This window comes from Pseudomonas fluorescens, assembly GCF_902498195.1.
GTDB classification, from domain to species: Bacteria; Pseudomonadota; Gammaproteobacteria; order Pseudomonadales; family Pseudomonadaceae; genus Aquipseudomonas; species Aquipseudomonas fluorescens_BU.
The window spans coordinates 443,301-460,056 of record NZ_CABVIY010000007.1 but is presented as its reverse complement, the minus strand read 5'-3'; the positions used below and the strand labels follow the sequence as shown (position 1 = coordinate 460,056).

Annotated in this window: 15 protein-coding genes; 10 read left to right on the top strand and 5 right to left on the bottom strand. The window is 58.6% G+C overall.

The features are described 5' to 3' along the window. The first annotated feature begins 428 nt into the window (after positions 1-428). The 4 genes from F8N66_RS25985 (at position 429) to F8N66_RS25970 (ending at position 5,611) form a co-directional block, all read left to right on the top strand. A complete protein-coding gene (locus tag F8N66_RS25985) occupies positions 429-2,033 on the top strand; it encodes a tetratricopeptide repeat-containing response regulator (RefSeq protein WP_150772864.1) in 1,605 nt (534 codons plus the stop codon). Further along, positions 2,030-2,722, top strand: coding sequence for a sensor histidine kinase (locus F8N66_RS25980; RefSeq protein ID WP_150772863.1), 693 nt, complete (start codon positions 2,030-2,032; stop codon positions 2,720-2,722). Before F8N66_RS25985 ends, F8N66_RS25980 begins: the two co-directional genes overlap by 4 nt. Before the next feature lie 214 nt (positions 2,723-2,936). Continuing rightward, positions 2,937-4,178, top strand: a complete 1,242-nt coding sequence (locus F8N66_RS25975; RefSeq protein ID WP_191623058.1) for a glutamine synthetase family protein — start codon at positions 2,937-2,939, stop codon at positions 4,176-4,178. A gap of 68 nt (positions 4,179-4,246) precedes the next feature. Next, complete coding sequence (locus F8N66_RS25970) at positions 4,247-5,611, top strand: MFS transporter (RefSeq protein WP_150772861.1); 1,365 nt, start codon at positions 4,247-4,249, stop codon at positions 5,609-5,611. Positions 5,612-5,675: 64 nt separating this feature from the next. Here the strand turns inward: F8N66_RS25970 and F8N66_RS25965 are convergent, their stop codons facing one another. From F8N66_RS25965 to flgA, 4 genes are all read right to left on the bottom strand, one after another. Continuing rightward, complete coding sequence (locus F8N66_RS25965) at positions 5,676-6,422, bottom strand: flagellar brake protein (RefSeq protein WP_150772860.1); 747 nt, start codon at positions 6,420-6,422, stop codon at positions 5,676-5,678. A 92-nt stretch (positions 6,423-6,514) separates the two neighbouring features. Beyond that, on the bottom strand, positions 6,515-6,982 hold the full coding sequence (locus tag F8N66_RS25960; protein ID WP_150772859.1) for a flagella synthesis protein FlgN: 468 nt from the start codon (positions 6,980-6,982) through the stop codon (positions 6,515-6,517). A gap of 48 nt (positions 6,983-7,030) precedes the next feature. Beyond that, a complete protein-coding gene (gene flgM, locus F8N66_RS25955; protein WP_150772858.1) occupies positions 7,031-7,357 on the bottom strand; it encodes a flagellar biosynthesis anti-sigma factor FlgM in 327 nt (108 codons plus the stop codon). A 177-nt stretch (positions 7,358-7,534) separates the two neighbouring features. Continuing rightward, positions 7,535-8,296 carry a flagellar basal body P-ring formation chaperone FlgA gene (gene flgA / locus F8N66_RS25950; RefSeq protein ID WP_150772857.1) on the bottom strand — a complete coding sequence of 254 codons (762 nt, stop codon included), beginning with the start codon at positions 8,294-8,296 and terminating at the stop codon, positions 7,535-7,537. Positions 8,297-8,379: 83 nt separating this feature from the next. Here flgA and F8N66_RS25945 point away from each other — a divergent pair, with 83 nt between their 5' ends. The 6 genes from F8N66_RS25945 (at position 8,380) to flgE (ending at position 13,457) form a co-directional block, all read left to right on the top strand. Beyond that, a complete protein-coding gene (locus F8N66_RS25945; RefSeq protein WP_150772856.1) occupies positions 8,380-9,312 on the top strand; it encodes a chemotaxis protein CheV in 933 nt (310 codons plus the stop codon). 46 nt (positions 9,313-9,358) lie between these two features. Then, positions 9,359-10,186: a protein-glutamate O-methyltransferase CheR gene (gene cheR / locus F8N66_RS25940; RefSeq protein WP_150772855.1), complete on the top strand. Its 828-nt coding sequence runs from the start codon at positions 9,359-9,361 to the stop codon at positions 10,184-10,186. A 351-nt stretch (positions 10,187-10,537) separates the two neighbouring features. Further along, the gene (gene flgB, locus F8N66_RS25930) at positions 10,538-10,945 is read left to right on the top strand and encodes a flagellar basal body rod protein FlgB (RefSeq protein WP_150772853.1); all 408 of its coding nucleotides are present in this window, start codon (positions 10,538-10,540) and stop codon (positions 10,943-10,945) included. 3 nt (positions 10,946-10,948) lie between these two features. Beyond that, on the top strand, positions 10,949-11,392 hold the full coding sequence (flgC, locus tag F8N66_RS25925) for a flagellar basal body rod protein FlgC (protein WP_150772852.1): 444 nt from the start codon (positions 10,949-10,951) through the stop codon (positions 11,390-11,392). Between the two features lie 15 nt (positions 11,393-11,407). Continuing rightward, on the top strand, positions 11,408-12,127 hold the full coding sequence (gene flgD / locus F8N66_RS25920; RefSeq protein ID WP_150772851.1) for a flagellar hook assembly protein FlgD: 720 nt from the start codon (positions 11,408-11,410) through the stop codon (positions 12,125-12,127). A 31-nt stretch (positions 12,128-12,158) separates the two neighbouring features. Then, the gene (flgE, locus tag F8N66_RS25915) at positions 12,159-13,457 is read left to right on the top strand and encodes a flagellar hook protein FlgE (RefSeq protein WP_150772850.1); all 1,299 of its coding nucleotides are present in this window, start codon (positions 12,159-12,161) and stop codon (positions 13,455-13,457) included. A 245-nt stretch (positions 13,458-13,702) separates the two neighbouring features. On the opposite strand, the gene F8N66_RS25910 is transcribed toward flgE, so the two are convergent. Beyond that, entirely contained in the window at positions 13,703-16,597 is a 2,895-nt protein-coding gene (locus F8N66_RS25910; protein ID WP_150772849.1) for a ribonucleoside-diphosphate reductase subunit alpha, read from the bottom strand. Positions 16,598-16,756: the final 159 nt, after the last annotated feature.

Sequence of the window (16,756 nt, the reverse complement as noted above, 5' to 3'; positions counted from 1 at the left end):
CATCCCGAACTCAGAAGTGAAACGATGCATCGCCGATGGTAGTGTGGGGTTTCCCCATGTGAGAGTAGGTCATCGTCAAGATTAAATTCCGAAACCCCAATTGCGAAAGCAGTTGGGGTTTTGTTTTTGCCTGCGAAAAAGTGGCGTCTGAAAAATCCAGCTTCCACGCCACTTTGTTCGTCTTTTATCGCGAGGCAAAGACGCATTTACACGCCAGTTGCTTCAAGAGAACGCTACCACTGGCCGATAACCATAAGGTCACAGCGATCCTCGCTTCTTGTAGCCTACAAGGGTTATCGCAGCTCAAGAGAAATCGCTTGATAGCCTATGGCTACTAGCTATCATCTGCCCGCTGGAAGGGCGGTGAAGCTGACCTTGTTCGTGTATTTGCCTTTCGGCTCTTCTCTTAAATTGCCTGGAAATCTTCGATGCTGTCGTATCACCAAAAGCGCTTTCTGATCGTCGATGATTTTTCGGACTTCCGCAGCTCGGTCAGGTCCATGCTCCGTGAGTTGGGCGTTAAGGATGTCGATACCGCCGACACAGGCGAACAGGCGCTGAAAATGTGCTCGCAGAAGTCCTACGATTTCATCCTGCAGGATTTCCACCTGGGCGATGGAAAGAAAAACGGTCAGCAGGTACTTGAAGATCTGATGGTTGAGAAGCTGATCAGCCACGAAAGCGTATTCGTCATGGTCACTGCCGAAACCAGCCAGGCCATGGTGCTCAGCGCGCTGGAGCATGAACCCGACGCTTATTTGACCAAGCCCTTCAACCGTTCTGGCCTGGCCCAGCGCCTTGAGCGTCTGGAGCAGCGCAAGACCCTGCTCAAGCCAATCCTGCAGGCCCTCGACCGTGGGAAACCGGCAGAGGTGCTTAACGCCTGCATTGCGCTGTGCAAGCAAGACATCCGTTACTCGCCGTTGTGCCTGCGCTACCGCGCCGATGCGTTGCGCGACTTGAATCAGAATGAGGCGCTGGAGCGTCTTTACGACAGCATTATTGCTGATCGACCTTTACCCTGGGCGTTTGCCGGGCTGGGCAAGTTGCTGTTCAAACGGGGGCAAGTTGCGCAGGCTAAAGGCATCTATGAGAAAGCCCTGAAAGTCTTCCCGATGATGCCGGCACTCTATGACGGCATGGCCGATGTGTTGGTCGCCGAGGGGGACACCAAATCCGCCCAGAGAGTGCTGGAAGAGGCTATTCGCCTGTCGCCACTGGCAGTGCGTCGCCAGGCGCAGTTGGGCAAGTTGGCGATGACCAACGAAGATTTTGACACCGCCTCCAAAGCCTACCGCCAAGCGGTTGCACAAGGTGCCCAGTCACGTTTCAAGGATGCTGAAAGTAATCTAGGACTGGCCCACGCCTTGATCAGCAAAGGTAGCGAGAAAGGCCTGGATACCCGGACCCGCCTGGAAATCAACACGACTCTGAGTGCGGTGGCCAAGGAGAATCCGTCCGATCCCGGCCTGCAAATCCGTGCTCGGCTGATGAAGGCTACCAGTCTGTTGCTCAATGACGCCGAGACCGCTGAAAAGCTAACCGAGCAAGCCATGATGCGCCTCGATGGCATGGAGCAGTTCATGAGCGCCGAAGCGGCGCTATTGGTTGCCAAGCAATTGCAGATGCTGGGGCAAAACGATGCTGGGGCCTCGATGCTGAAAAACTGCGCAGAAATCTACGGCGATGATCCGACGGTCATGAAGGGCATTGCCAAGCTGACTGACGATCCAAGCATTCTGAATTCCGGGAACGCGGCTGCCGATCTCAATCGTCAGGGCGTGCGCGTGTACAAGACTGGCAATTTGGTGGAGGCCCGGGAGGTATTCCGCAAGGCCCTGGGGATGCAGCCCAAGAACATCAGCATCGCGCTCAACATGGCACAAGCCCTGTTGCATGGCACCGACACCAGTGTGCCCTCTGCCGAACTCGAAGAATGTCGGACTTGCCTGAAAATGGTCGGTCTGATGCCTGATACCGATGCGCGTTATCCGCGTTATCAGAAGCTCAAAAGCAAGGCGTTTGGCGAATGAATGACCATCAGCAGACCCTGGATTTCTCCACGGTGATCGCTTCCACCGTGCACGACATGAAGAACTCGTTGGCCATGCTGATGCAGGCCCACAGCCAATGGTTGGCAAAGCTGCCCAACCCTTCGCGTCATACCCCGGAGCAAGGGGTGATCGAATTCGAGTTCGCCCACCTCAACGGCATGCTCGTGCAGTTGCTGGGGTTGTACAAACTGGGTGTCAATCAGATGCCCTTGCAGCCGGCCTACCATGAACTGGACGATTTCATCGAAGCGCAATTGGCCTGTCACCAGGATGTATTCGCCAGTCGCGGTATTGCAGCGACCTTTGAAGTGGACCCCTTGAGTCCCCTGGGTTTCTTCGATCGAGAGCTGATCGCCTCGGTCCTGGCCAATTGCATCAACAATGCCCTTCGATACGCTCGGCACGCGGTGTTGATCAGCGTCAGCGACGAAGCCGGGCAGCTGGTACTGACCATCAACGATGACGGTGAAGGCTATCCAGCCGACATGATCGAGCGTCAGGCGGATTACGTGCAGGGTATCAACCACAGCAGCGGCAGCACGGGCCTGGGGTTGTATTTTGCCGGTCGGATTGCGGCCTTGCATCAACGCAACGGAATCGGCGGGCGTACCGAAATCAGTAATGGCGGTCCATTGGGTGGTGGCGTTTTCAGTCTCTATCTGCCTTGATGGTTCTGCGGGCTCGCAGCTTTTTGTTTGACGCTGCTTGATATTCCGAACACGCGGAGCCTATTTTGTACGGGTCGCCGTTCACGGCCCGCACAATAACAAGGATAGCGTCATGACAACCGATGGCCTGGAATCACTCGCGGAGCGTTTGACGGGCATTGATGAGATTGAATGCGTCACGCCGGATTTGAACGGTGTGCCGCGTGGCAAAGTGATGACCGCCGAGGGTTTCCTCCAGGGACGGCGTTTGCAGATGGCGCGGGGTGTGCTGCTGCAATGCATCATGGGCGGATATCCGCCAGCCCGGTTTTACGGCAGCGACGACGGCGACCTGGCGCTGGTTCCAGACCCCGCGCAAATCCATCGCTTGCCTTGGAGTAAGCAACCGCGAGCCTTCGCCATTTGCGATGCGGACGAATTGACGGGCGAAAGCTCAACGCTGTCGACTCGTGGTCAACTCAAGGCGGTCATCGCGCGTTACACAGCCCTTGGCCTGGCGCCGGTGGTCGCAACCGAACTGGAGTTTTTTGTGTTCGCGCCCAATATCGATCCGACTCAGCCTTTCCAGCCGCCCGTTGGCCTGGATGGTCGTCGCGAGGGGGGGCATTCGGCGTTCAGTGTCAGTTCCAATAATGGTTTGCGGCCGTTTTTCAATGAGGTCTACCAGTGCATGGCGGCTCTGGGCTTGCCTCGCGATACCTTCATGCACGAAATGGGCGTCAGCCAGTTCGAGATCAACCTGCTGCACGGCGATCCGTTGCTGCTGGCCGACCAGACATTCCTGTTCAAGCATTTACTCAAGGAGGTCGCGCTCAAGCATGGCCTGACGGTGGTCTGCATGGCCAAGCCGCTGGCACATACCGCAGGCAGTTCGATGCACATTCACCAGAGCATCGTCGACACCGGCACGGGACGAAACGTGTTCAGTAACGAAGCCGGTGAGCCGACCTCGATTTTTCGTCATTTCATCGCCGGTCAGCAGGCTTGCATGGCGGATTTCACGGCCTTGTTTGCGCCGAACGTTAATTCGTACCAGCGCTTGTGCCACCCCTATGCCTCACCGAATAATGCTTGCTGGTCCCATGACAATCGGGCGGCGGGTTTGCGCATTCCGGCCAGTTCACCGGTCGCTCGTCGGGTCGAAAATCGATTGCCCGGGGCGGACGCCAACCCGTATCTGGCGATCGCCGCCAGCCTGGCCGCGGGGTTGCATGGCATTGAGCATAAACTGGAGCCGAGCGAGCCGATCCAGGGTGAATTCAAGGTGCCTGACAATCTTTCATTACCCTGTACCTTGCATGCGGCGCTGGAGCGTCTGACACGTAGCCAATTGGCGAAGGAACTGTTCGGCGAGACGTTCATCGAAGGCTACATCGCTTCGAAGACCCTGGAGCTGACCAGCTTCCTTGATGAAATTACCCCCTGGGAACGGCGTGTTCTAGCCGCCCAGGCCTGACGCACCGTCTATATCGGGCTATCGTTCGGTAACCCGTTTCTCACTGCAAGGAGCCGCTCGGAACGCCGATGCGCCAAATCTGGAAACCCTTTCGAGCGCTTTATTTCGCCTCGCTGATGATGTTGATCGGCTCCGGCTTACTGAGTACCTACCTGGGCTTGCGCCTGGCGGCCGATCACGTCGACAGCTTATGGGTCGGCGCATTGATGGCCGCCAACTATTTCGGCCTGGTGCTGGGCGGCAAGATTGGCCATCGCCTGATTGCCCGCGTCGGGCACATTCGCGCCTATTCGGCCTGTGCCGGGATCGTCGGCGCAGCGGTGCTCGGACATGGGTTGGTCGACTGGCTGCCGGCCTGGATTTTCCTGCGGGTCATTGTCGGCCTGGGCATGATGTGCCAGTACATGGTCATCGAAAGTTGGCTCAATGAGCAGGCCGAAGCCTCGCAGCGCGGCACCGTATTCAGCGGCTACATGATTGCCTCGTACCTGGGGCTGGTGTTGGGTCAGCTGATTCTGGTCATGCACCCGGGCCTGGGCCTGGAACTGTTAATGCTGGTCGCCTTGTGCTTTGCGCTGTGCCTGGTGCCGGTGGCGCTGACTCGGCGCATCCATCCGGCACCACTGCACCCGGCGCCCATGGAGCCGCGATTCTTCATCAAGCGAGTCCCTCAGTCATTGAGCACGGTGCTGGGGGCGGGGCTGATCATCGGCTCGTTCTACGGTCTCGCGCCGCTGTATGCCTCGCAGCAGGGGTTGTCCACGGAACAGGTCGGTCTGTTCATGGGGAGCTGCATTTTCGCCGGCCTTGTGGTGCAGTGGCCGTTGGGCTGGTTGTCCGACCGTTATGACCGGGCGCTCTTGATCCGCAGTTTTGCCTTCATCCTCGCGCTTGCTGCATTGCCATTGGCGATCTTGAAGCAGGTGCCGCTTGAGGTGCTGTTTATTGCCGGCTTCCTCTGTTCGCTGGTGAAGTTCTGCTTGTATCCGCTGGCAGTCGCCTTCTCTAACGACCATGTCGAGGCCGATCGTCGCGTGTCGCTGACGGCCATGTTACTGGTCACCTATGGCGTCGGTGCCAGCATCGGTCCGCTGGCGGCGGGGGTGCTGATGAAGCTTTTCGGCAGTCAGATGCTGTATGCGTTCTTCAGTTTCTTCGCGTTGGTGCTGGTGTGGCGAATTCGCCCGAAAGCGGTCACCAATCTGCATCAGGTAGACGATGCGCCGTTGCACCACGTGGCCATGCCGGACAGCATGTCCAGTTCGCCACTGGTGGCTTGCCTGGACCCTCGGGTCGACGAGCAAGTGGTGCAGGATCAGATGCAGAATTCGCCGCCTGCTGAACCGGCGCCCGAATCGGAGCCGCAAGCCGATGCACCCAAAGAGGAACCGGATTCGGGGCGCGAGCAAAGTTTTACCGAAGCCAGGCCGTAACCTTCAGGCATAAAAAACGGGCAGTCACCGCAAGGGACTGCCCGTTTTTTGTTGAGGCGTTGTATCAGAGGTCGTCTTTGTCGAAGCGCCGCGCTTCGCGTTGCAACTGATAGACGAACCGCTCGACCTGCCGTTGCACCAGTCCGCTCATGTTATGAAAGCGTACGCCGGCAAAGGTGGTGGAGATTTTTTCTTCGAAGTGCAGGTAGCGCAGTTCGACCGGCGCGGTCATCTTGCCGAAGGGCAGGGCGGCCATGAAACGATCATAGACCTGGCCCAGCTGCAGGCTGCCGGTGATGTCGCCAGCGAAGCGCAATTTGCATCCGGTGGCCGAAATGTCCAGCAATTTGCCGCTGATGGGAGCCTTGAGTTTCTCGCCATCCAGATCGACGTCGACCAGTTGCGCCAGTTTCAAGGCCGCGCGGAACGCATTGCGGCGCTGGTGGTAGACCACTTCATCGGGCAGCGTGCCACGGTAGCAGCGGGTGTCACCGGATTCATCGATGGCCAGCGAGCCGTTGCTTTCCCAGGCGATGCGTACGCCTTCGTGGAAGCCTTCGACCTTGAACGGTTCGCCGGCCAGCAGGTAGCGTTCGCCGTCGCGGGGGATCATTTCGTCCAGGGCAATCATGTTGCTGTCGCGGTCGATGTCCACCAGATAGCTCTGGAAGCGCTGGCTGCGCTCGTGGAACGTGATGATCAGCGGGTCATGGCTTTCTTGCAGCTGGCGAAGGGTGCCGGAGATTTCCAGGGGCGTGCTGAGCACCTTGGGTGGCTGCGGAGCATCTTCCGCATTTAAGGCATTGGACACGGTTAATCAATCTCCAGACAAATTTTGACTACGGCTAGCCAGCATTTTGCCAGCATGTTTCGCGTCTTGATAGGGCGTGCTCATCGACGGGCCTAAGCCTGACTGAGCGGGCGCGGTTTCACAAGCTTGGAAAACGTTCCGCTGGCGTCATAGAGCGCTGGAGGTTCACCGCCGGTCAGGATTTTCAGTTGGGTGGCCGTGGCGGCCTGCTGCACCAGGATCGACTGGCCGTTGTTGGCATTGGCGGCCTGGCATTGGGTCAGAAGATCGGTCAGCACGTCGCTTTGTGCCAGCAACGTGTCGCCCACGCTCGACTGGCTGGCCAGTTGCTCAAGGCCGATGCGGTTGGTGGGCAGGTTGAGACTGGCGAGGATTTCGCTGCGCTTGCGGCCATGCTGTTCGAGCAAAATGATCAATGCCTGCTTCTGCGCCAGGATGTCTTCGAGCAGGTACATGTCGCGACCATGCAAGGCGAGGGATTCGGTACGCAGTAATTCCAGCAGTTGTTGCGCTGGAGCAAAGTCGTCGGTGATCAGTTGCAGTAAATTAGTGTCGTGCATGGCTGGCCTTGGGTTTTAAGCGTCCAAAAGCCTGGCGCGGGCCGTGGCCTAGCGCTGGGCTTCGAAGTTGAGCAGTTTGCTGGCGATACGGTTGCTGTCGACTTTATAGCTGCCATCGGCAATCGCTGCTTTCAACTCGGCCACGCGGGCTTTGTCGACGACAGGCTGATCGCGCAGCGTATCCGTGACCTTTTGCAACTGTTGAGCCTCATTGCTGAGATGTACCGATTCCCCGGCGGTGGCGGTAGTGGCCTGTTCGGCCGGGGTATTCAGCGGCGCGGATTTGCCGGCATCGGCGGTTTCCTTGGCAACGCTGGTACGTGTACTGCCCGTAAGTGACGAGGAGCTGTTCAAACGGCTGAAATCGATGACCATGATAAAAAACCTCTGGGAATTTGGACGCTTGCCATGTTTTCGGCCATACCCTGAAAAACTTTAGGCTCATTTATCAATGAGCTTGCGCATGCCGCCGCTTGCCTTGCATGGGCACAGTTTAGGGAACAGCCATGGCCAGCGCCACATCTTCACGAACACAGGGCCTCGCAGGATTGATCACATAGACACTTCCACCTGGCCCGGCGCGGTGACTTGCGCCTTGATGACTCGCTGGGAGTTGAGGTTCTTTACCCTGATCTGTTCGGCCATGCCGCCGTTGGACAGCGCTTCGCCGGGCATTCGCACGCTGAGCGTACCACTGCGGGCCGTAATCACCACCTGGTCGCCCTTGCGGATGACTTCCGCCTGTTCAAGATGCACCAGCGTGATGACCTGATCGGCGACCATTGGTCGGGTAAGTCGTTGCCCGATCGCCTGGTCCAGGGAGGTCAGGTAGCCCTGGTTGATGACGCTGATATCGCGCTCGCGCAGGGTGACATCGCCAGGCTCGACAATGCCCGCGCGGCGCAGGGGCCGCGAGGTCGTCACGACGTCGCGAAACAGGCGGACTTGAGCGGGTACGAAGACGGTCCACGGCGATGATCCCTCGCAACGAACCTTGACTGTCACCCGCCCCAATGGCTTGGCCGGGCTCTCCAAACTGGCTGTCAATTCCTTGTCGCACATGGGCATGCGCAGGCGCGGGTCGAGCTGGTTGACCTGGATTTCGTAGCGACCCTCCGTTTGACTGGTGGCCAGATAGTCTTCTACGGTGAACTCAAGAAAGCCCTGGGTGACGCCGATAAGCATGTCAGGCAAGGTAACCGTGTCCGCGAGGGCAGGGTTGCCAGTGTTGAACAGGCACACAGCCGCCATCACGCCGAGGATTCTGCGGTAGGGTGTGACGGGGCGTCGGAAAAATGTCGGTTCTGTGTTCATGGAAAGATAAAAAGCAAGCGCCGTGCCGTTTAGAGATGAATGTGCGTCGCAACAACACTTAGCGTTGGTGTAGGAGTCTGGGCATGGCGGGTGTAATGGATTCGGTGAACCAGCGCACGCAACTGGTGGGACAGAATCGTCTTGAGCTGTTGTTGTTCCGTCTCGACGGCCAGCAGCTGTATGGGATCAACGTCTTCAAGGTTCGGGAGGTGCTGCAATGCCCCCAACTGACGCTGATGCCCAAGTCCAGTCCTGTCGTGTGCGGCGTGGCAAATATTCGGGGCGCGACCATACCGATCCTTGATCTGGCAATGGCAACCGGCTCCGGAGCCTTGAAGGACAAGAACAATCCCTTCGTGATCATCACGGAGTACAACACCAAGACCCAGGGTTTCCTGGTGCGCTCGGTGGAACGCATCGTCAACATGAACTGGGAAGAGATTCATCCGCCACCCAAGGGCACCGGCCGCGATCATTACCTGACGGCTGTGACTCGGGTCGACAATCAGTTAGTCGAAATCATCGACGTCGAGAAGGTGCTGGCGGAAGTGGCGCCGACACCGGAAGCGATTTCCGTCGGCGTGGTGGATGTCGAAACCCAGCACAAGGCGCTTTCGCTGCGTGTGCTGACGGTCGATGACTCATCGGTGGCGCGCAAGCAGGTCACGCGTTGCCTGCAAACCGTGGGTGTCGAGGTGGTGGCGTTGAACGACGGCCGGCAAGCGCTGGAATACCTGCGCAAACTGGTCGATGAGGGCAAGAAGCCGGAAGAAGAGTTCCTGATGATGATCTCCGACATCGAGATGCCGGAGATGGACGGGTACACCCTGACGGCCGAGATCCGCAACGACCCTCGCATGCAAAAGCTTCATATCATCCTGCATACTTCGTTGTCGGGCGTATTCAATCAGGCGATGGTCAAGAAAGTCGGTGCCGATGACTTCCTGGCCAAATTCCGTCCTGATGACCTGGCATCCCGGGTAGTCGACCGGATCAAAGCAGCAGACATCAGCTAGGGGCGTCCGGTCCCTGGCAGTCAACACGATTTAAGAGGCGGCAGCATTGTCTACGGGTAATTTGGATTTCGAACAGTTCCGGGTATTCCTGGAAAAAGCCTGTGGCATTTTGCTGGGTGAAAACAAGCAGTATCTGGTCTCGAGCCGTCTCAACAAGCTGATGGAGCAGCAAGGCATCAAGTCCCTGGGTGAGTTGGTCCAGCGCATCCAGACCCAGCCGCGCAGCGGGTTGCGCGAGATGGTGGTGGACGCGATGACCACCAACGAAACCCTGTGGTTTCGTGATACCTATCCCTTTGAAGTCTTGAAGAACAAGGTGCTGCCTGAATCGATCAAGGCCAGTCCCGGCCAGCGTCTGCGGATCTGGTCGGCGGCGTGCTCGTCGGGCCAGGAACCGTACTCGCTGTCGATGTCCATCGACGAGTTCGAGCGGGTCAACATGGGCCAGTTGAAGATGGGGGTGCAGATTGTGGCCACCGACCTTTCCGGCACCATGCTGAATAATTGCAAGACGGGCGAGTACGACAGCCTGGCCATCGGCCGCGGCCTGTCGCCCGAGCGCTTGCAGCGTTATTTCGACCCGAAAGGGCCGGGACGCTGGGCGATCAAGGCGCCGATCAAGAGTCGGGTGGAGTTCCGTTCCTTCAACCTGCTGGACAGCTACGCCAGCCTCGGCAAGTTCGACATCGTGTTTTGTCGCAACGTCCTGATCTACTTCTCTGCCGAAGTGAAGAAGGACATTCTGCTGCGCATTCACAGCACGTTGAAGCCGGGCGGGTATCTGTTCCTCGGCGCGTCCGAAGCGCTGAATGGATTGCCGGATCATTACCAGATGGTCCAGTGCAGCCCGGGGATTATTTACCAGGCTAAATGACGGGTGGGTGTGATCGAAGAGCGGGAGTCCTCAAGGGGCTCCCGTTTTTTTATGCCTGTCAAAATTCATGGTGGGAGCGGGCTTGCTCGCGAATGCAGTGCTTCAGTCAATGTGGATGTCGACTGACACACCGCATTCGCGAGCAAGCCCGCTCCCACGGGGTCAGGTGGTGTTCTTGAAAATGGAGTTGAGCGGCAGAAAAGCGGCATCCAGCGGAAGCCGGTTGCCGCTTTTCTGGCATTGCCGCCTTGCCGTTGCCCGCAAAGCCCCGGTTTACGGGCTTTTTTGAATTGGCATGACGCTTGCTATGTCCATGTTACGAAAAATCAGGTCACCCGAAGGTTTCCCGACATGAGCATCAGCTTCGATAACGCGCTCGGCATTCACGAAAAGGCACTGGGCTTCCGCGCCCAGCGTGCCGAAGTCCTGGCCAACAACATTGCCAACGCCGACACCCCGAACTACAAGGCCCGGGACCTGGAGTTCTCGAAAGTGCTCGAGGCGCAGAGCGATAAAGCCAAAAACGGCACGTTCGCCTTGAACATGACCAACAGCCGGCATATCGAAGCCGAAGGCCTGGGCAATGGCGACGAGTCGCTGATGTACCGCACGCCGATGCAACCCTCGATCGACCAGAACACCGTGGACGCCCAGCTGGAACAGTCGAACTACGCGGAAAACGCGGTCAACTTCCAGGCCAGCTTCACCCTGCTCAACAGCAAATTCAAAGGGCTGGTTTCAGCCCTGCGCGGAGAGTAAGCCATGTCTCTATCCAGTGTTTTCAACATTGCCGGTAGCGGCATGAGTGCCCAGACCACTCGCTTGAATACCGTCGCGTCGAACATCGCCAACGCCGAGACGGTCTCGTCGAGCATCGACCAGACCTACCGCGCGCGTCACCCGGTATTCGCCACCATGTTCCAGGGCAGCCAGAGCGGCGGCAGCGATTCGCTGTTCCAGAACCAGGACGCGGCGGGTCAGGGCGTACAGGTGCTGGGCGTGGTCGAAGACCAGAGCAACCTCGAAGCGCGCTACGAACCGAACCACCCGGCGGCCGATGCCAAGGGCTACGTCTACTACCCGAACGTCAACGTGGTGGAAGAAATGGCCGACATGATTTCCGCGAGCCGTTCGTTCCAGACCAACGCCGAAATGATGAACACCGCCAAAACCATGATGCAGAAAGTCCTGACCCTCGGTCAGTGATAAGGGGCGACTCAGATGAGTGTTTCCGATACCACCAGTGGCTTGAGCCTCAACGACATCCTGGCCAACTCCGCAGTCAAGACCAAGACCGATGACAGCCTGGCCTCGGCGGCTGGCAGTGCGACCGGCAAAAAGGCCTTGGGCAAGGATGCGTTCCTGCAACTGCTGGTGACGCAACTGAAAAACCAGAACCCGCTGGAGCCCCAGGGCAATGGCGAGTTCGTGGCGCAGCTGGCGCAGTTCAGCAGCCTGGAAGGCATCACCACGCTCAACAGCACCGTGAGCGGCATCGCCAGCAACTACAACTCGTCTCAGGCCTTGCAGGCTTCCTCCCTGGTGGGCCGTTCGGTCATTGCGCCGGGTGACAAGGCCGTGGTCGAAAGCGGCAAGAGCTTGACCGGTTCGATCGTGATCCCGCAATCGGTGGCCTCGACCACCCTGAAGATCACCGACAAAGACGGCAAGGTCGTTCGCACCCTCGAGCTGACCGACCAGAAAGCCGGCAATGCCAGCTTCACCTGGGATGGCAAGGACGAAGCCGGCAACGCGGTGGCATCGGGCACTTACACCTTCACGGCGAACACCACCATCGATGACCAGGCCGTGGCGCTGGTCACCAACCTGCCGGCGACCGTCAACAGCGTCACCATCAGCCAGACCGGCGGCGAGTTGATGCTCAATCTGGCCGGGCTGGGCAGCATCGCCCTGTCCAAAGTGCAAACCATTGGTATATAGAGCCGACTAATACGGCACAAAGGAGTGGAATATGTCTTTCAATATCGGCCTTAGCGGTCTCTATGCAGCCAACAAACAACTGGACGTGACCGGCAACAACATCGCCAACGTGGCGACGGTCGGCTTCAAATCGTCCCGCGCGGAATTCGAAGATGTGTACTCGGCAACCAAGCTGGGTACAGGCAAGAACACGGTCGGCAGCGGTGTGCGCCTGGCCAGTGTTTCCCAGCAGTTTACCCAGGGCGATATCACCAGCGGCACCGGTAACGTGCTGGACATGGGTATCAACGGCTCCGGCTTCTTCGTGCTGAACAACAACGGCTCGCTGTCCTACACCCGTGCCGGTACGTTCAAGGTCGACAAGGAAGGTTACGTCACCAACTCCGACGGCTCGTCGCGCGTGCAGGGTTACGGCGTGGATGCCAATGGCAAGATCGTCAATGGTGTGTTGAAAGACCTGCGGATCGACACCTCCAACCTGGCACCGAAAACAACGACCACGGTTTCGTCGACGATCAACCTGAATTCTTCGGAGCCGGTTATCGACCAGACTGTGGCTGCCAACAAGTTCGATCCGACCAAGGCGGCGACATTCACCAAGCAGTTCAGTACCCCGATTTACGACACTCAGGGTAATGAGCACAGCTTGGATCAATTCATGGTCAAGACGGGCCCGAACACGTGGGATACCTATACCCTGATTGACGGGCGCAACCCGAATGGCACCGACCCTACTGTCGTCGCGCCGGTTGCTTCGGTCCTGAAATTCGACACGAGCGGCAAGCTGGTGACGCCCGTTGGCGTAAGCCCTGATTTGACAATCACGGGATGGATACCGGGTAAAATGACCAACGGTGTGTGGGCGACAAACGGCGCCGCAGCTGACCCGAAAGGCATCACCATCGCCATGTCCAATACCACCCAGTTCAACGCCGATACCGCACGTTCGATTCCTGCGCAGAACGGCTACGCCACTGGCCAAATCAGCAACCTGACCATCGACGGCAGCGGTGTGATGCTGGCCAACTTCAGCAACTACCAGACCAAGCCGATCGGCCAGCTCGCGCTCGCCAGCTTCACCAACGAACAAGGTCTGCAGCAAGTGGGCGGCACCAGCTGGAAAGAAACCTATTCTTCGGGTATTCCAGGCTACGATGCACCGGAAACCGGCACCCTGGGCTCGATCCGCTCCAACTCCCTGGAAGAGTCCAACGTCAACGTGACCAATGAACTGGTCGAGCTGATCAAGGCGCAAAGCAACTACCAGGCGAACGCCAAGACCATCTCCACCCAGAGCACCATCATGCAGACCATCATTCAGATGACCTGATATTGGGTACTGCTGCATAAAGAACCCCTCGCAAGAGGGGTTTTTTTATGGCTGTTAAAGATCGAAAGATCGCAGCCTCGTTTCACTCGGCAGCTCCTACAGGGAATCGCATTCCAAGGTAGGAGCTGTCGAGTGAAACGAGGCTGCGATCTCTTGATTTGAGGGGGCAAAAGAAAACCCCCGACCCATCCAGAGGATTGATCGGGGGTTTCAAGTAAGCGCCTTTCAGCGCCTACCGGCTCAGCTTATTGGCAAGCTTCGCAATCCGGCTCGTCGATGGCGCAGGCCTTCGGCACTGGAGCAGGGCCGGCCGGTGCTGCCAGGACCGAATCGTCACCGTGGTTGCCGCCGCTGGAAACAGCGTTCAGCTTGCCGGTGTTGATGGTCGACTTCTCGGTGCTGGTCGCGGCCAGGGCACGGAGGTAGTAAGTGGTTTTCAGGCCACGGTACCAGGCCATGCGGTAGGTCACGTCCAGCTTCTTGCCCGAAGCGCCAGCGATGTACAGGTTCAGCGACTGAGCCTGGTCGATCCACTTCTGGCGACGGCTTGCCGCATCGACGATCCACTTGGTGTCCACTTCGAAGGCAGTCGCGTAGAGCTCCTTGAGTTCTTGCGGGATGCGCTCGATCTGCTGCACGGAACCGTCGTAGTACTTCAGGTCGTTGATCATCACCGAGTCCCACAGGCCGCGCGCCTTGAGGTCGCGAACCAGGTACGGGTTGATCACGGTGAATTCGCCCGACAGGTTCGATTTCACATAGAGGTTCTGGTAGGTCGGTTCGATCGACTGCGACACGCCGGTGATGTTGGCGATGGTTGCGGTCGGTGCGATGGCCATGATGTTGGAGTTACGAATACCTTTCTGCACACGGGCGCGCACCGGTGCCCAGTCCAGGGTTTCGTTCAGGTCAACGTCGATGTACTTCTGGCCACGGGCTTCGATCAGGATCTGTTGCGAATCCAGCGGCAGGATGCCTTTGGACCACAGCGAACCCTGGAACGTCTCGTAGGCGCCACGCTCGTCCGCCAGGTCGCAGGAAGCCTGGATCGCGTAGTAGCTGACCGCTTCCATCGACTTGTCGGCGAACTCGACGGCAGCGTCGGAACCGTAAGGGATGTGTTGCAGGTACAGCGCGTCCTGGAAGCCCATGATGCCCAGGCCGACCGGACGGTGCTTGAAGTTGGAGTTCTTCGCTTGCGGCACCGAGTAGTAGTTGATGTCGATCACGTTATCGAGCATGCGTACGGCGGTGTTGACGGTGCGCTCCAGCTTGGCGGTGTCCAGCTTGCCGTTGACGATGTGGTTCGGCAGGTTGATCGAGCCCAGGTTGCAAACGGCGATCTCGTCCTTGTTGGTGTTCAAGGTGATCTCGGTGCACAGGTTCGAGCTGTGGACCACGCCGACGTGCTGCTGCGGGCTGCGCAGGTTGCACGGGTCCTTGAAGGTCAGCCACGGGTGGCCGGTTTCGAACAGCATGGACAGCATTTTACGCCACAGGTCTTTGGCCTGTATGGTCTTGAACAGCTTGACCTTGCCCGGGTACTCGGTCAGGGCTTCGTAGTACTCGTAGCGCTCTTCGAAGGCCTTGCCGGTCAGGTCGTGCAGGTCCGGTACTTCGGATGGCGAGAACAGGGTCCACTTGCCGTCATCGAAGACACGCTTCATGAACAGGTCAGGGATCCAGTTGGCAGTGTTCATGTCGTGGGTACGACGACGGTCATCACCGGTGTTCTTGCGCAGCTCGATGAACTCTTCGATGTCCATGTGCCAGGTTTCCAGGTAGGCACAGACAGCGCCCTTGCGCTTGCCACCCTGGTTGACGGCAACGGCAGTGTCGTTCACCACTTTCAGGAACGGTACGACGCCCTGGGACTTGCCGTTGGTGCCCTTGATGTACGAACCCAGCGCACGCACCGGGGTCCAGTCGTTGCCCAGGCCGCCGGCGAATTTCGACAACATGGCGTTGTCGTGGATCGCGTGGTAGATGCCCGACAGGTCATCCGGCACGGTGGTCAGGTAGCAGCTCGACAGCTGTGGACGCAGGGTACCGGCGTTGAACAGGGTCGGGGTCGACGACATGTAGTCGAAGGACGACAGCAGGTTGTAGAACTCGATCGCACGGTCTTCTTTCTGCTTCTCTTCGATCGCCAGGCCCATGGCCACGCGCATGAAGAAGATCTGCGGCAGTTCGAAACGCACGCCATCCTTGTGGATGAAATAACGGTCGTACAGGGTTTGCAGGCCCAGGTAGGTGAACTGCTGGTCGCGCTCGTGGTTGATCGCCTTGCCCAGTTTTTCCAGGTCGAAGTCGGCCAGGACCGGGTTCAGCAATTCGAATTCGATACCCTTGGCGATGTAGGCAGGCAAGGCCTTGGCATACAGCTCGACCATTTCGTGGTGAGTGGCGCTCTCGGCGACGCCGAGGAAGCCCAGGCCTTCGGCACGCAGGGTGTCCATCAGCAGGCGGGCGGTCACGAACGAGTAGTTGGGCTCGCGCTCAACCAGGGTACGGGCGGTCATCACCAGCGCGGTGTTGACGTCGGTCAGGGCCACGCCGTCGTACAGGTTCTTCAGGGTTTCGCGCTGGATCAGGTCGCCGTCGACCTCTTCCAGGCCTTCGCACGCTTCGGTGACGATGGTGTTCAGGCGACCCATGTCCAGCGGAGCAAAGGTGCCATCGGCGCGGGTGATGCGGATCGACGGATGAGCGTTGACCGCTTCCTCGGCCGGTGCGTGGGCTGCGCGTTCCTTGGAACGAGCGTCACGGTAGATCACGTAGTCGCGAGCGACTTTCTGCTCGCCGGCACGCATCAGGGCCAGTTCGACCTGGTCCTGGATTTCTTCGATGTGGATGGTGCCGCCCGATGGCATGCGACGCTTGAAGGTTGCAGTGACTTGTTCGGTCAGGCGGGCAACGGTGTCGTGGATTCGCGACGAAGCGGCAGCGGTGCCGCCCTCAACTGCGAGGAACGCTTTGGTGATGGCGACGGTGATCTTGTCATCGGTGTAAGGAACGACAGTGCCGTTACGCTTGATCACGCGCAGCTGGCCAGGCGCGGTGGCGGACAGATCCGAAGTCGAATCAGCGGCCTGCGGCAAGGCGCCCTGCGGGTTCTCGCGAGTTGTGTCGGTTTGCATGGGTGTCTCCACGTTCTCTATGTTTGTTTGGGCACCTTAACGGTGCCCACCGTTCCGTCCTGAAGCACTACAACCGGCGAAGGCCGGGCATAACAACTTCGGGACAGTAGGAAGGGTGCTATTGGGCGCCGCTTCCATGCCGAAGTCTTTGGTCGCACG

Excerpts from the sequence above, each read along its gene's own strand:
- F8N66_RS25985 (WP_150772864.1), top strand. The coding sequence starts at position 429 with ATGCTGTCGTATCACCAAAAGCGCTTTCTGATCGTCGATGATTTTTCG.
- F8N66_RS25980 (WP_150772863.1), top strand. The coding sequence starts at position 2,030 with ATGAATGACCATCAGCAGACCCTGGATTTCTCCACGGTGATCGCTTCC.
- F8N66_RS25975 (WP_191623058.1), top strand. The coding sequence starts at position 2,937 with ATGACCGCCGAGGGTTTCCTCCAGGGACGGCGTTTGCAGATGGCGCGG.
- F8N66_RS25970 (WP_150772861.1), top strand. The coding sequence starts at position 4,247 with ATGCGCCAAATCTGGAAACCCTTTCGAGCGCTTTATTTCGCCTCGCTG.
- F8N66_RS25960 (WP_150772859.1), bottom strand. The coding sequence starts at position 6,982 with ATGCACGACACTAATTTACTGCAACTGATCACCGACGACTTTGCTCCA.
- flgM (WP_150772858.1), bottom strand. The coding sequence starts at position 7,357 with ATGGTCATCGATTTCAGCCGTTTGAACAGCTCCTCGTCACTTACGGGC.
- flgA (WP_150772857.1), bottom strand. The coding sequence starts at position 8,296 with ATGAACACAGAACCGACATTTTTCCGACGCCCCGTCACACCCTACCGC.
- F8N66_RS25945 (WP_150772856.1), top strand. The coding sequence starts at position 8,380 with ATGGCGGGTGTAATGGATTCGGTGAACCAGCGCACGCAACTGGTGGGA.
- flgB (WP_150772853.1), top strand. The coding sequence starts at position 10,538 with ATGAGCATCAGCTTCGATAACGCGCTCGGCATTCACGAAAAGGCACTG.
- flgC (WP_150772852.1), top strand. The coding sequence starts at position 10,949 with ATGTCTCTATCCAGTGTTTTCAACATTGCCGGTAGCGGCATGAGTGCC.
- flgD (WP_150772851.1), top strand. The coding sequence starts at position 11,408 with ATGAGTGTTTCCGATACCACCAGTGGCTTGAGCCTCAACGACATCCTG.
- flgE (WP_150772850.1), top strand. The coding sequence starts at position 12,159 with ATGTCTTTCAATATCGGCCTTAGCGGTCTCTATGCAGCCAACAAACAA.
- F8N66_RS25910 (WP_150772849.1), bottom strand. The coding sequence starts at position 16,597 with ATGCAAACCGACACAACTCGCGAGAACCCGCAGGGCGCCTTGCCGCAG.